The organism is Coleofasciculus sp. B1-GNL1-01, from assembly GCF_040220235.1.
Lineage (GTDB): Bacteria > Cyanobacteriota > Cyanobacteriia > Cyanobacteriales > Coleofasciculaceae > Coleofasciculus.
Map to the genome: position 1 here is coordinate 96,523 of NZ_JAVJTO010000017.1, position 14,166 is coordinate 110,688.

Annotated in this window: 10 protein-coding genes; 4 read left to right on the forward strand and 6 right to left on the reverse strand. The window is 47.0% G+C overall.

Translation table 11 applies throughout. From position 1 onward, the window contains the following. The first annotated feature begins 762 nt into the window (after positions 1-762). Positions 763-2,523 carry a pilus motility taxis protein HmpF gene (hmpF, locus tag RID53_RS03950; protein ID WP_446386873.1) on the forward strand — a complete coding sequence of 587 codons (1,761 nt, stop codon included), beginning with the start codon at positions 763-765 and terminating at the stop codon, positions 2,521-2,523. Positions 2,524-2,615: 92 nt separating this feature from the next. Here hmpF and tilS read toward each other — a convergent pair whose 3' ends face one another. From tilS to RID53_RS03980, 6 genes are all read right to left on the reverse strand, one after another. Continuing rightward, positions 2,616-3,626: a tRNA lysidine(34) synthetase TilS gene (gene tilS / locus RID53_RS03955; RefSeq protein WP_446386874.1), complete on the reverse strand. Its 1,011-nt coding sequence runs from the start codon at positions 3,624-3,626 to the stop codon at positions 2,616-2,618. A 165-nt stretch (positions 3,627-3,791) separates the two neighbouring features. Continuing rightward, the gene (locus tag RID53_RS03960; RefSeq protein ID WP_446386875.1) at positions 3,792-4,886 is read right to left on the reverse strand and encodes a KGK domain-containing protein; all 1,095 of its coding nucleotides are present in this window, start codon (positions 4,884-4,886) and stop codon (positions 3,792-3,794) included. Between the two features lie 122 nt (positions 4,887-5,008). After that, positions 5,009-6,070 carry a c-type cytochrome biogenesis protein CcsB gene (gene ccsB / locus RID53_RS03965; RefSeq protein WP_446386876.1) on the reverse strand — a complete coding sequence of 354 codons (1,062 nt, stop codon included), beginning with the start codon at positions 6,068-6,070 and terminating at the stop codon, positions 5,009-5,011. A gap of 342 nt (positions 6,071-6,412) precedes the next feature. Next, the gene (locus RID53_RS03970) at positions 6,413-8,149 is read right to left on the reverse strand and encodes a DUF3352 domain-containing protein (protein WP_446386877.1); all 1,737 of its coding nucleotides are present in this window, start codon (positions 8,147-8,149) and stop codon (positions 6,413-6,415) included. 572 nt (positions 8,150-8,721) lie between these two features. Then, complete coding sequence (gene moeB, locus RID53_RS03975; protein ID WP_446386878.1) at positions 8,722-9,894, reverse strand: molybdopterin-synthase adenylyltransferase MoeB; 1,173 nt, start codon at positions 9,892-9,894, stop codon at positions 8,722-8,724. A 170-nt stretch (positions 9,895-10,064) separates the two neighbouring features. Beyond that, a complete protein-coding gene (locus RID53_RS03980; RefSeq protein WP_446386879.1) occupies positions 10,065-10,598 on the reverse strand; it encodes a Mov34/MPN/PAD-1 family protein in 534 nt (177 codons plus the stop codon). Between the two features lie 326 nt (positions 10,599-10,924). Here RID53_RS03980 and RID53_RS03985 point away from each other — a divergent pair, with 326 nt between their 5' ends. The 3 genes from RID53_RS03985 to RID53_RS03995 all read left to right on the forward strand — a co-directional run bounded on the left by RID53_RS03985 (position 10,925) and on the right by RID53_RS03995 (position 13,982). Then, positions 10,925-11,992, forward strand: coding sequence for a tetratricopeptide repeat protein (locus RID53_RS03985; RefSeq protein WP_446386880.1), 1,068 nt, complete (start codon positions 10,925-10,927; stop codon positions 11,990-11,992). Between the two features lie 228 nt (positions 11,993-12,220). Further along, positions 12,221-13,363: a hypothetical protein gene (locus tag RID53_RS03990; RefSeq protein ID WP_446386881.1), complete on the forward strand. Its 1,143-nt coding sequence runs from the start codon at positions 12,221-12,223 to the stop codon at positions 13,361-13,363. A 217-nt stretch (positions 13,364-13,580) separates the two neighbouring features. Continuing rightward, on the forward strand, positions 13,581-13,982 hold the full coding sequence (locus tag RID53_RS03995; protein WP_446386882.1) for a hypothetical protein: 402 nt from the start codon (positions 13,581-13,583) through the stop codon (positions 13,980-13,982). The last annotated feature ends 184 nt before the right edge of the window (positions 13,983-14,166 follow it).

Below are 14,166 nucleotides of genomic sequence, written 5' to 3' on the forward strand. Positions count from 1 at the left end.
AAACCTTGCGTTCAATGCTGAGGCGCGAATGGTCTGTTGGGTTACCAAGTTGCCTGCCATCTTAACCTCAACCCCAACTTGATGCTTTACCACCACCGCTGACTGACCATGTTAAGATAACATCCAATTAGGTGGGAATGGATCGTTTAACAGATGTGTTTCAACAGAGCAATTTAAACTTTAAATTTAACTTTGCTCAATAGAGCCATTGAAATTTATAGAAGAAGAGTCCATCAAAACCTCCATGTACTCAGTATAATTGAGGATTCGACTTGCTGTAACACCTCCTGATCAGGCGGGTTGGACGGCGGTGAGCGATCGCTGGCGTTAATTACCAATTAGCAGGGTTGGCTAGGATACAGGGACAAGGCAATGGCTTCGTTAAATAAACTTCAACTACCCCGCGCTACTGACATAGAGCGCGAAGATGTTGAGGAACAGGGGTTCAATCAGCCAAGGCGACTCTGTTCCTGGCTTACCTAAACTTGCCCTTTAAGGAGGGTTAAGTTGGAGATATGTAGCATTTTCTCGATCCGTCAGGACTATCCGGTGGTAGCTTAGATTCAGGACAATAATCCAAGACACGGCTACCTCTGTCACTTCCTAAAAGCTAGCATTGTAGACAAAGCTGCTCGGTCTATAAATCAGGGTTAGCTCTGAGAACATCAGGAGCAGTGCGACCAGCAACCCAATCAACTAAGATTTAGTTCAGGTTGGCTTAGTCAAGAATTGGGCACAAGACAAGTAAAGAGGACGATCAGTGTGCTGTATCTAGCAGAAGTCAAAAAGCAGAAAACTGGCCCTTTTGGCGGCAGTAAGACCGAACTCAAACTGCTGGCTTGTCAGCGGAATGATCAGAGTTGGAGCGCTGTCCCAGGTGATGAAATCATCCCAGGAGACGAAGCCGGTGGCATGAGCGATGGGGCTTTGGCAATTGTCAATGTCAGTAACAATCGGATTCAAGGCGAAGTTGAGCCAGCCGGGACGAGACTGGCGAGCATCTTACAAAATTTTTCTCGTCTGTTGGACAAGGCGAAAAGTCAAGAAGAAGAAATTGAACAGTGGAAGCAGTCCTTGACGTATCAAAGTCAAGAACTCAACCGTCGCGAGATGGAAATGGAAGCGCGGTTGGAACAGATGCAAGCCATGGAGGAAGAGGCTGAACAAATTGATCAGCAGCGTCAAGACCTGGAAAGTACGAAAGAGGAAACTGAACGCCTCAGAGAGGAGTTTGATCGCAAACAACAGGAACTTGAAGGCGCTTGGGAACATCTGCGCGGTGAACAGCGGCGTTGGGATGAGCAAAAAGAACAGCTGCAACAAACTTCGGGTTTAAGTGAGGACGATGTTGCGGCGATGCAGGAGTTGCTCGATCGCCTATCGACGGCTGTCGCTCCTACGGATACTGTGCGGGAACAGTTGAATCAAGCGTTTGACATCATTGATCAACAGCAGTCAGAACTAGATAGTGATTGGCAAAAACTAGACAATCAGCGCCAACAAGCAGAGCAACGCCAAACCGAAATTGACGAGCAAGCTGAGGACATTCACCAGCGTCAGCAAGAGTTAGAGCAGGTTCAAACCTCTTATGAAGAGGCACAAGCGGAATTGAAGGTGCAGCGGAATGCTTTGGAGATGAAGCAGGAATCTGTACATCTACTCAGCCTGCAACTTCAAACTCAGCAAGAGTTACATCAAGAACTTGCTCGTTTAGCGACCAGTTCAGCCGATGTCAAAATTAGTCAAGAGGTTGACATTCAATCGCTGGAAAATATGCCCCTAGGTGAACTCCAGGAAATCGTGCAAAATTTACAGCAAGATTTGGAGAGAGTGGTACGCTTTGTCAACGACCAGGAAGAGGAACTCACATTCCAACGCCAAGCGGTTGAAGAACTCCAAGATAAAATTAATAATGCGAGTGAGTACGATCGCATTAGTTTGGAAAGTGAGCTAGCCGACGAGCAAGACCGCTACCAAATGTTGGATGAAACCCTCGTCGGTCAACGCCGCAACCTGCGGGAGAGGGAAGAGATTTTCAATCAGCATAATCGAGTCTTACGCCGTCGCCAGGGTATTAGTGAAGGGAGTAGCGCCGATACCCATAAAATCGACCTCGGTCCGGTCTTAAACCAGCTCGAGGAACAGCGACAACAGCAAGAAGGCGAACTGGAAAAACTGGAAAACCAAGTTGAGCAAATGCGCCAAAGCATTAGCCAAGCCGAGGAAATGCTGACTCAGCAAGAAAGTGATCAAGAAGCCAAACGCTCTGAGTTACAAGGTTTGGAAGAAAACTGGCACTCGATGAAACAGGAAGTCGCTGAACTGTGGAGTCAAGTGAATTTGTATCAAGAACTCTTACCGCCCAAGCAAGAGGCTCTGAATCAAATTCGCCAGATCCTCGACGCGATCGCCCAAGCCCTGAATCAAATTCAGGAAGTTGGCGATTATCAACTCCAAGCAATTTCCGAAATGCGGCAAACGGTTGATAGCATGGTGGAATCGCCGGAACTGGCGGCTTCCTAGAGCTGAGGGGGCGGGGTGTAGGGTGTGGGGTGTCGGATGTCGGGTGTCGGGTGTCGGATGTCGGGTGTCGGGTGTAGAGAAAGCGTGACAGCTTAGTCCCCTTGACTATTTCGCCAAATAATCCAATCCCCTTCGACTTGAGCGCTTGCCCCTCCGGGAAAGGATGAGGTGCGAGAGCGATTGGGTGCGTTAATTAAAGCGGTAATTGCTTCAATTTGCTCAAAATTGGCAGCCGTCGGTTGGACAATCGTCAGAAACTGCCGAATCGCACGACGTTGTAGGGCGAGATCAGCTTGTCGCAAGACTACGCGATTGAGTTTAAGCGTCGTAGTGGGTTCATGCTCACTCGTAGAACCCATAGCTTGTTCTCGTAGCGATCGCGCCGCTGTCTCTAAATACTCAACATCAGCCCGTAACAGTTCCGCTGTATGACCCAGAGCAGTTTCCACCCTCGGATTAAAATGAGTTTTGAGATAAGGCAGTACCTCTTGGCGAATGCGATTACGAGCATAGCGGAGGTCTTGATTATAGGCATCCAACCAAACCGGGAGGTGCTGTTGCTCCACAAACTCCCCCGTTTCCCCACGGGTAACGTTCAGTAATGGGCGTACAAGCTGTACCCCGGCTACTAGAGGACGTTGCCAGGTCAGGGATTGGAGACCATCAACCCCCGTCCCTCGAATCAGATTATACAAAACCGTTTCCGCGCGATCGCTCTGAGTGTGAGCCGTGACTACATATTGAAATTGATAGGTTTGGGCAATCTTACCGAGTGCCTGATAACGCCATTGTCGAGCCGTTCCCTCACTTTTAGTCACTTGATCCGCAACTTCCAGATAAAAAGGAATCGCCCAACTCTGAGCCACCTGTTCAATGTGAGCCGCCAACCCTTGATCAGCAAGCCAACGGTGATCACAATGGGCGATCGCTAATTGCCATTTCCACTTCGGCTGCAAATCTAAAAGCAGTTTCATTAAACAGAGGGAATCTTGTCCCCCCGATACCGCCACCAAAACAGGACGACTTGGCGCTAATAGCTGCCTTTGCCGTAGCGTTTGATGAAGACGGGCGTGAAGTAGCGTCCAATCTGAACGTTGAGACATTCGTCATTTGTCATTTGTCATTCGTGAGCGAATAGAGAAAAGGGTGGTGTAGAGTTTTGAGCTAAAATCATAACGGCTCCATCGTCCCCCGCTTCCCCCGCTTTCCCCGCTTCCCCAGCTTCCCAAACTCCCCCTGCTCCCTCATTTCCACCAACCTACTGAACGTTACTGATTACTTTGCCAACCTTCTTGACTCATTTCTTGCCAAACATCATCGAGAAGGGAGTCTGTCTCATTATCCTCCTCTTCCTCTTCCTCTAAGGAGGAAAAATCACCTAAATCAAACTCATCGTCATCACTAGCAGAGGTTTCATCAAAATCGAGTTCTTCGTCACTTTCTGTGGCAATCGATCCCAAATCTAGCAACTCCTCGTCGTTGCTGGTGCTTTCCTCTTCCATCTCCAACTCTTCTTCGATGCTGCTGGAGAGTTCATCAAATTCATCATCAAAGCTAGCTGATTTATCTTCCTCCTCCTCGACAGAGAGTTCATCGAAGTCACTCTCAAAGCTGACGGGTGACTCTTCCTCCTCCTCGACAGAGAGTTCATCGAAGTCATCACCAAAGCTGACGGGTGACTCTTCCTCCTCACCGGGAGGCATTTCATCTAAATCACTCTCAAAGCTGACAAGTGGCTCTTCCTGCTCACCGGGAGACATTTCCTCAAAGTCGCTCTCAAAGCTGACGGATGGCTCTTCCTCCTCCTCAGTAGAGAGTTCATCGAAGTCGCTTTCAAAGCTAACAGGTGGCTCCTCTTCTTCTAGCCCCTCCATAGAAAAGCTTGGCGCCTCATCCATGAAGTCACCGAGGCTGTCTTGCTGTTGATCCTCAGCAGATAATTCATACTCATGATCCGCCTCATCCAGACTCATCGACGGCTGTTCTACATCAAAGTCCTCATCCATGCTGATTGAGGACTCTTCCTCAGCCAACTCATCCTCAGTCTCAGTGTCTCCACTGATAGGTTCTAATGGTGTCTCCTCCTCAGCCACCTGAGGACAAAATTCCAGATTGATTCTCACCTTGCCTTTTTGCCAGCCACCGGAACTAAATCGCAAGACTTCACAGGAGATACCCTCGTCACTAAACCAGGCATTTTTGTCTTGAGTCCATTCACTCAACCCATGCTCAAGCTGCGTTTTGATCGCGTCCGCCAATTCGCTTACTCGAAAGGTACGATGCCCAATTAAGATTTGCGCTGATTCGTCAACGGATAAGACTTCACCACTAGCGAGTGGCTCAAACTGATTATCTACGCCCATTTTCCCCGATTAACGTTCTACTTTTGTGCTTAATCATGATGTACAAATTGGGTCATTCCCTGGATCACCTGGATCACTAGGAGTAAGCGATTTGGTCGTCGCCTTGATCAGTCCTGGAAGTCCTAGAAGAACCAGCCGTAGGAATGCAATCCTTTACCCAATAGATTCACCCCAAGATAACAAATCCAGACTACAACAAATCCTGTTGCCGCTAAAATTGCTGGTCGGCGTCCTTGCCACCCTCGGGTAATGCGAGCATGAAGGTACGCGGCAAAGACTAGCCAGGTAATTAATGCCCAGGTTTCTTTTGGGTCCCAACTCCAATAGGAACCCCATGCCTCATTTGCCCAAACTGCACCAGCAATAATGCCAATTGTCAGCAATGGAAATCCTAGCCCGATAATCCGATAGCTAATATTATCTAACGTATCTGCTAAGTTGAGGCGTTGGGGAGAAAGGGTGGGAAGGCTAGCCAATTCAGGTGTGGAGGTAACAGCATCTAGAACGGCTGTACTTGTCGAACCTGAGGTGTCTTGCCAACTCATTGCCATTGCTCCATTATCGCCACCCTGGGGCTGGAGGTTATCCTGATTCCGTTTAAGCTGATAGGAAGCCGTCCCTGTGGAGTCTTGTTTACGGCGAAAGCCACCTGTACCCACGGAACTCCCTCGCAGTTCAACATTTTGACCCCGAGTCACCACTAAAAAGGCGATCGCTAACAGTGATCCCACCATTAATGTGGCGTAACTGAGCATCATCACGCTGACGTGCATCATCAACCAGTTGGATTTCAGCGCCGGAACTAACGGTTCCGCCTGTTGCATATCAGATGGTAGTGACAGGGCGGCAAAGGCGGTAATCCCCATGGCAACTGGAGATGTAACCACGCCCACCCAACGACTCGCGCTCATTTTCTCGGCTACCAGATGCATCGCGGTGATGCCCCAGGCTAAGAAAAATAGGGATTCATAGAGATTACTTAATGGGAAATATCCAGCACTTAGCCAACGGGCACCGAGTAAGGCTGCAATACACAGGTTGGCGATGATCATACCCGTTCCGCCTAAGGTGGGCAGATAGGGGATGTTCTTGAAGGCTGCACCAACCCAATACAGGAGCATGGTGACTAGGAGAACTGCAAATGAAATATTATCTAAGCTGTTTTGGAGTGAAACTAAATCCATAAATGCGCTTCTCGACTTGATCGTTTCGACATGAATTGCCGCGTTTCTATTATCCTATCGGGATTGATGCCCTCGACGAGAGGCGAAAAAGATAATGATAACGATTTTTTGGATTATTAGTCATTTGTCATTTGTCAGGGAATGGGGAATGGGGAATGGGGAATAGGCTGTCATGCATTTAAATTGGGAATGGGTAGCGAGCAAGATGCTCGCACTACCTCGCACTACAAGGATGAGAGCCATTATTGACATTAAGGTTTAAATGCCGAACAGCTTAGGCAATAGGGAACAGGTAAGGTAGAGTTTTGAGTTAACTTCCTCATCTCCCCCATCTCCCCCGAATCAAGGGGAGGGTATCGGAGAAGAAGGAACCGGAACTGGATTGGACGGTAGTATCGTTTTTAGCTTGACAAATAAGTCAAAGCGTGTATTTCGCTGATCTTCGACGGCTGTCGTCAAACCGATCGCGCGGATTGCCTGCATCATCTCATCAAGTTGAGAGGGAAGTTGAGGCAAATTTAAATTATCTCGATTTAAGAGACGCTCAACCTCAATGAAAACTTGACCATTGTGGGGACTGGGTTTGGTGGGTACGATTTGCTGAAACAGTGGTGTTTGAGTCAAGGGGGCTTGGGGTTGAGGAACAATGGCATCAGCAATGGGTGCGCCGAAGGTGAGAAATGCGATATTTCCTTCTAACCAGCCGTGGGTAGCGGTAATGCCTCCTAGGGGAGATGTCCACCGTACCACTGGTTGATTATTAAGTTGGGTGTTTTCCACCGTCAACTGATAGCGAGTTTCCATCACTTGATCAAGCTGCTGGAATGCTTTTTCTGTAGCCGCGCGATCGCTCGATAGAATCATTACGGTGATACCTGCGCCTAGCATGGGTGGCGGCTGGTTTTCTGGGGGGGTGAGCAAATCCTCAGTCGCGGGAATCAGGGCGATTACCCATTCCCCTGCCATCCAGGGTAATAAATCCTCTGGTACATCTACGCCCAGAGTTGTCTGTATTCCGGCACTCAGATTCGTGGGAGGAATGGGGATCAGGGGATTAGAGGGGGCGTTTTGGGCGTAACTCTTCCACAATTGGGCGAAATTACTACCACTCAGCATTAATCGGGTATTGGCAGGGAGGCGTCTGGGTAAACGACTACTGGTATTTTCGATGGGATAGGCGTTTTGGCTATTCGGTTTCAGCCAAGACATGCCGCGAAACCGTATCCCATCTGACTCCAAGGAAATACTCGTCACCAGCCCTTGCTGGGGTTGCCTTTGAGCCAACTGTTCCGGCGGGAGCGATCGCGCGGAGTTGGCGGCGGCGGTGGCGGTAAATGTGGGTAGGTTTAAGTACACTTGAGCAAACGCCTGGGTGGTGTCAATTGTTGCTAAAGCCTCGATATATCCCGGCGTAGATGCCACAGATTTCACCCCTTTATAGGTGTCAATCACTTGTTCCATGGTTTGGGGATTTGACGTAACCACGACAAACCGTTCCAAAACAGTAACCGAATAGTTTTGGCTATTAGGCTTTTGGGTTTCGCGAATCTCAACCCCGCGATAGGTTCTCTCGCCAAACTGAGTCACTTTCTGAGACGTGGTTTTAGCCACAATTTCTTTAGCTTGGGCGGGGTTATTAATGGGTAAGATGATTAAGTCGGGGAGTTTGATAAACGGTAGCGTGACAGGGGACATTTGCTCTGATTCCGTTTCTGGTGCAGATGTACTATCCCCCTGATAGGCAATCATCACCGTTTCATCCAACCACGGCTGGATATCATCCTCGTAGTCGTAGCCATTTTCCGTTAGCAGGCTTTCCTCGAGTTGGGCAAGTTGTCTGACGAACGCCGCTAGAGTGTTGGGTGTACCATATCGCTCCAATTGCCGCCATTTACCGCTATCTGTAGACACTAAGGCTGTGATCAGGGTATCTTGAGGAACGAGTTTTGCCCCCACTGGTGCTTTTGCCAGCCAGAGATTGTGTTGTACGAACAGAGAATAGGCGATGACACTCCCACTCATCAGGATAACAATTAGGGCTAATGTTACCCGTAGAACCAGTTTATTTTTTCTCAGCATGAATATTCGTTATTTGTCATTCGTCAAGAGTTGAGGAGTAGTAGCACAACTATAAAGGCTGGGATTTTATGCAGCAAGCCCTTAATAAATTAATCGTATTAGTTGTGAGCAAGATGCAAAGCCTGCGGCATGGCTTCGCTTAACGCACTACAATAATTTTGCTGGGATTGACAATAACCTTTAAATGACGAACAACTTAACTTTGGGAAAATACCAATAATTCGACTAAACTCATTCTGTCTTAAGTAGGTAGGGACAATTAAAGTTAACGGTGGGGAACTCGCTTTCGCGAGAAGCAAGCTACGTCATTCGTCATACTCGCTTTCGCGAGAAGCAAGCTACGTCATTCGTTTATGTAAGGGTTTGATGCTTGTTAACATAACTTCATAAGGTTGAGTTTATTTTCACCAACCTACTTAGAAAATTCAGGCTTTTCCGACTATTTTATTTCACCCAATCCCCTATCCCCCATGTTTCCCCAGCTCCCCCAGCTCCCCCATCTCCCCCAGCTCCCCCAGCTCCCCCATCTCCCCCATCTCCCCTTACCTTTCAGCTTAAGTTGACACTAATGTTTAATACTCCGGTACTGATGGGTCAATTTCCCGACTCCAAGCGGTAATGCCTCCTTTGACATTGATTCCTTCGATTCCGGATTCTTTGAGAATACCCAAGGCTTTAGCCGAACGTCCTCCCATCTTACAATGGGCAATTAAGCGGTGACCATTCAGGAGTTGCTTAACTTTTTCGACACCTGAACCCTGTTCAATATCCGGTAATGGGACTAAAACAGCACCGGGAATGTTAGCAATCTCGTATTCATTGGGATTGCGGACATCAACGAGGACAAAATCCTTGGTTCCACTATCCAACAATTGCTTGAGTTCTTGAACGGTCATTTCTTGAATTGCCATTAACCGTTGCGCCTCCTGTTCTTTTGCTTGGGGAATGCCACAGAATTGTTCGTAGTCTACTAATTTTTCGATAACTGGGCGTACTGGATTGGGTCGCAGTTTCAGTTCCCGGAATTTCATATCCAGGGCATTGTACAGTAACAACCGTCCGCTGAGGGTTGTTCCCTTACCCAGGATAATTTTAACGGCTTCCGTGGCTTGGATGAGTCCAATAATTCCGGGCAAAATGCCTAAAACGCCACCTTCAGCACAGGAAGGAACCATTCCAGGAGGTGGGGGTTCGGGGAACAAGTCGCGGTAATTGGGTCCATCTTCGTAGTTAAAGACGCTGGCTTGTCCTTCAAACCGCAAGATGGAACCGTAGACATTAGGTTTACCCAGGATTACACAGGCGTCATTGACGAGGTAACGGGTGGGAAAGTTATCGGTTCCATCGACAACAACATCATAAGGTTTCACGATATCCAGCGCATTCTCGGATGTCAGACGGGTTTCGTAGAGATCAACTTGACAATAGGGGTTAATCTCTAGAATCCGGGTTTTTGCCGATTGAATTTTCGGTTTCCCTACCCAGGATGTCCCGTGAATTACCTGACGTTGTAAGTTGGAACTATCAACGATATCAAAATCTACGATTCCGATACGTCCGATACCTGCGGCGGCTAAGTACAGTAAGAGGGGTGAACCGAGTCCTCCGGTACCGATACAGAGAACACTCGCCGCTTTGAGGCGTTTTTGTCCCTCTAGTCCAACTTCCGGCAAGATTAGGTGTCGAGAATATCGTTCGTATTCTTCTTTGGTTAGCTGGATTTCTTCCAGATTGGGATTTAACATGGCAATTTGGTATGATTAGCGATTCGCGATTGGGGAAGTTTTGACCCTTCACTGTATTCGAGGGCATGGCGCGTGACCCTTAGCTTCGTTCAAGGGCATGGCATGGTGCGTGAGTTAACCTCCCCAGCTTACTCAGCTTCCCCAGCTCCCAGACGCGCCATGGCACGTCTCTACATTGCTCCCTCAGCTCCCCCTTTCCCCGGTTCCTTTACCGTGATAATTTCTTCAGGCTGAAACTGGTGATGGGGATCAAGAGTCCAGCTTCTGAGGTCAGAAGCTATACCCTGTTGAACGGAAATTATAATATACGAATAACGCTGCCATGCGATCGCCCGATCAAATTCTGAGGGAATGGCTGGATGGTCAGGATGAGAGTGATAGATCCCAATGATATCTAATTCGCGATCGCGTGCCTGCTTCTGAACCTTCAACATCACCTCTGGGGCAATGCTAAACTGATTCCGTTTCGTCCCTGACTGACGCGCTGAACCGTTTACCCCTTGAAAGGCTTCAGCCGCCTGAGTATCCCAAGCGTTTTTTGTGGGGATGACTTCCACTAGGGTTTTTACGTCTCCCTTAATATGACCGACTAATAATCCACAACATTCTTCTGGGTAGGTGTTTTCGGCGTGAGTTTGCATCGCCTGAATCTGAGCAGGGTTAAGGTTGACGATATGGGTTGGGGAATGATCTGAGTTTGACATTAATCTCAGGGGAGAGGGAATGGGGAATGGGGAATAGGGAACAAGTATAATCTACTGGTTCTTAAAAAGGGGGAAGCCAAAGGATGCTTCGCTTTTTTTGGACGGGAGAGGGGAGCAAGAGAGTCCGGTTCCCCTTCTCCCCACGGTGGGAGAAGGGGTTAGGGGATGAGGGGATTCACCTTAAGTTGACACCAATGACCCTAATCCATTGTGATGGAGGACGCTTAGAGCGTCGTGGCACAGATTCCCCACACCCCACACCCCTTAATCGGTGACTCGTCTCAACTATAATCAGGATTCAGGCGATCGCTATTTTCTCAACTCTGATGACTCAATCTGATTATCCCCGCGCCAATACCCTGAAATCTGCGTTTAAAGCCTGTGATTTAGCGCCCCTGGAACCCGCAGAAATGGAGCGCTATTATGTCGATTTATCCCCGGTGCGGAAATCCTCTGCTGTTGATAGCGTTAGCACTATCCTAGACTTCCAAGAACCTGGAGACAATACCACGATTCTGTTCACTGGACATCGTGGCTGTGGCAAAAGTACGGAATTGAAACGGATTCAACAGCGCTGGCGGGATGATTATTATGTTATCTATCTGGAAGTTAATGAGGAAACCGATATTAATGATGTTCGCTACACGGATTTATATTTAATTGTGATTAAGCAAGTCGAATTTGAACTCCGCAAACACGGCTTGTCTTTTGATGCTCAACTTTACATTGAATTTAGCGATCGCTTCTCTCAAGCTCGCACCTATCACGGGTTAGGAAATGTTGCTCTACAGTTAAGGGAGTATGAGCAGGCAAAGCAATACTATCACCAGGCTCTGGATATTTTTATTAAATTTAGCGAGCACTACAATCAAGCCAAAACCTATCACCAGTTAGGAAGGGTTGCCGAAGAGTTAGGGGAGTATGAGCAGGCAAAGCAATACTATCACCAGGTTCTAGATATTAAAATTGAATTTAGCGATCGCTATTCTCAAGCTGGCACCTATCACCAGTTAGGAATGGTTGCCAAAGAGTTACGGGAGTATGAGCAGGCAAAGCAATACTATCACCAGGCTCTGGATATTTGTATTGAATTTGGTGATCGCTACGAACAAGCTGACACCTATCACGAGTTAGGAATGGTTGCCGAAGAGTTACGGGAGTATGAGCAGGCAAAGCAATACTATCACCAGGCTCTCGATATTTATATTGAATTTGGCGATCGCTATTCTCAAGCTCGCACTTATGGACAATTAGGATTACTAGCAGAAGCCCAGGAAAACTACACCGAAGCGAGGGTGAATTTACAGACAGCCTTAGACATATTTATAGAGTATCAGGATGACTATTGGGCTGATGTGACGCGAGAAAACTTAGAACGAATATCACAGAATTAAGGCTGGTGGGTTTCGACTTCGCTCAACCCACGATGGCGGACTGACACAGCTAAAATAGGACTTTGCTTGTAGTAAGCACTTTAGTGCTTTAACGCATAGCTAGAGAGGGCTAAAGTTCCCCTACTACGAACCCAATCTATCCCACAATTTGAGCTGTGCCGAGCCACTACGCTAAACTCAATCTTGAGCAACACGAATCATAACACCATTGTTGACGGCTCTTGCATCATGACCAAACCTTTCTCCCCAAACAACCCCGCCCATACCACTTTTCTGGAAGAGTTTACCAGCCACACCGCTGATGCCTTACACCATCAAAACCAGGCAGTTAGTGAATCATTGAACCGCAGGCAGATTCCGTCAAGCCAAGTCCGTCCTCTAGAGGAAGCCTATCACGTTTCCTTAAAACTCGGTGATAACTTACCACTTAATCCCATCAAAAAACAAATCTTACAGCAACTTGATGCCGTTGTCTATTTTCTCCGAGATTTTCACATCGGGGTACTCGGTCAGCATACCAGTATTTTTCATCTTTATGACGTTGAGATTCAAGTCGAATCTAATCTACGCTATCAAGTCACCTTTGAATCAGGCAAACTGTTGATCCAAATTCCCTACTGGCAGATGGCAGTTTTGGATCGCTATCTACCTTACCAGACGTTAAAATACTACTGGCGTCGGGGCAAACATTTACCCCGATTTTCGCCCATTCGCAAAGTGTGGTGGTTAGTTGATCCGATTGGCGAATTACGCTCTAACCTTCGTTCCACGCTATTGGTGGCGATTCAAAAGCAAATCTTAGGAATTGATCAACTGTTTGTTAAATTTAACTTACTGGATAACAGCCAACAAACCCACCGAGATGCTCAAGGGAATAATCCGGATAAAACGGGACTCAAAAATAACGCGATCGCCTTCCTGAAGGGAACGGTAAAAGAAGAAAAATTGGGCGTGAATCTCGAACTCATCCTTAAAAATCAGGACGATGGCACAATTGCCCAGTTATTGGCAGTCTATAAGAAAAACTTGGCAGATCTAGATCAACTGGAAGAATTGGTGGAAACAGGGGCATTTATATTACAAGAAAAACTAAATGAAGAAGAATCACAAGTCGATGTCAAGATGTTTGGCTTTGTCAATGTCGGGAATTATCATCGGATTGATGTAACAGTCAATGTCAGTAAAGGTTATCTAAAAAAATATGTAGATGTGATTCCGCGCAAGAGTAAGATTAAAGCGAGACAATTTGGCTTTGTCAATGTTTATACGATAGATGACATTACCGTAAAACCCAATTTTCATGGGGCGCTGACGCTCAACTTTGAAACAGCCGCGTTAGAAAAGGCATTAAAGGAGTTAGACTTAGTATAGTAAGCTGCTCGGCATATAAACTTTAATGTCAATAATGGCGCAATCCTTGTCGTATTGCAAGCATATTGCTAGCTACTAATACCCAATTTAAATGCATAACAGCTTAGTGGATAATGTAGGGGCGGGTTTCACTATTATCATCTATGACTTCATCCAAATGCGACTAAAACTGCCCCGATTAAGTGACAGAGTTTGTAAAATATAGAACAAAAATAAAATGGAACGTGGTTTACTTTGGTTACCCTTACTCGCTGTCTTTATTTGGTTAGCCTGGTCAGGTTGGAATGAATATCAAAAAGTTGAGGCGTATCGTGTATGGGCAGAACAATTTGAACGAGCAAAATATGATATTTATGCCGTACTGGGACAAAAGGAAAAAAATCTGACCTGGGGAAAACCGACTCGTTCGGGTCCGGTGGATTTAGAAACCTTTTCTCTAAATGATGTCCAAAGCATTAAACTGGTCGTTGATGGGCAAGATGTTGGCTTAGAGAATCCACCCAAAAAAGGACGCGCGATCGCACTAGAGTTTCTCCTCCCAGAATCCACAGTTCAGGTTCCGTTTACCGAAATTCCTCTGGCGGTGGAGTGGGGCAATTTTCTCCGTAATTATAAATGAAATGGCTTTTATCGGGGCAAATTGAACCAAGTAGCGATTAAGACTAAGTAGGGTAAAGGTGCGTTACGCTTCGCTAACGCACCCTACAAATAGGTTGCCCATTTCCTGTCTCGTGACGTAGTTTGATTGAAACTTCGCGAGGAAGACAAATGACCAATGACCAATGACAAAAAGGAACGTTAAT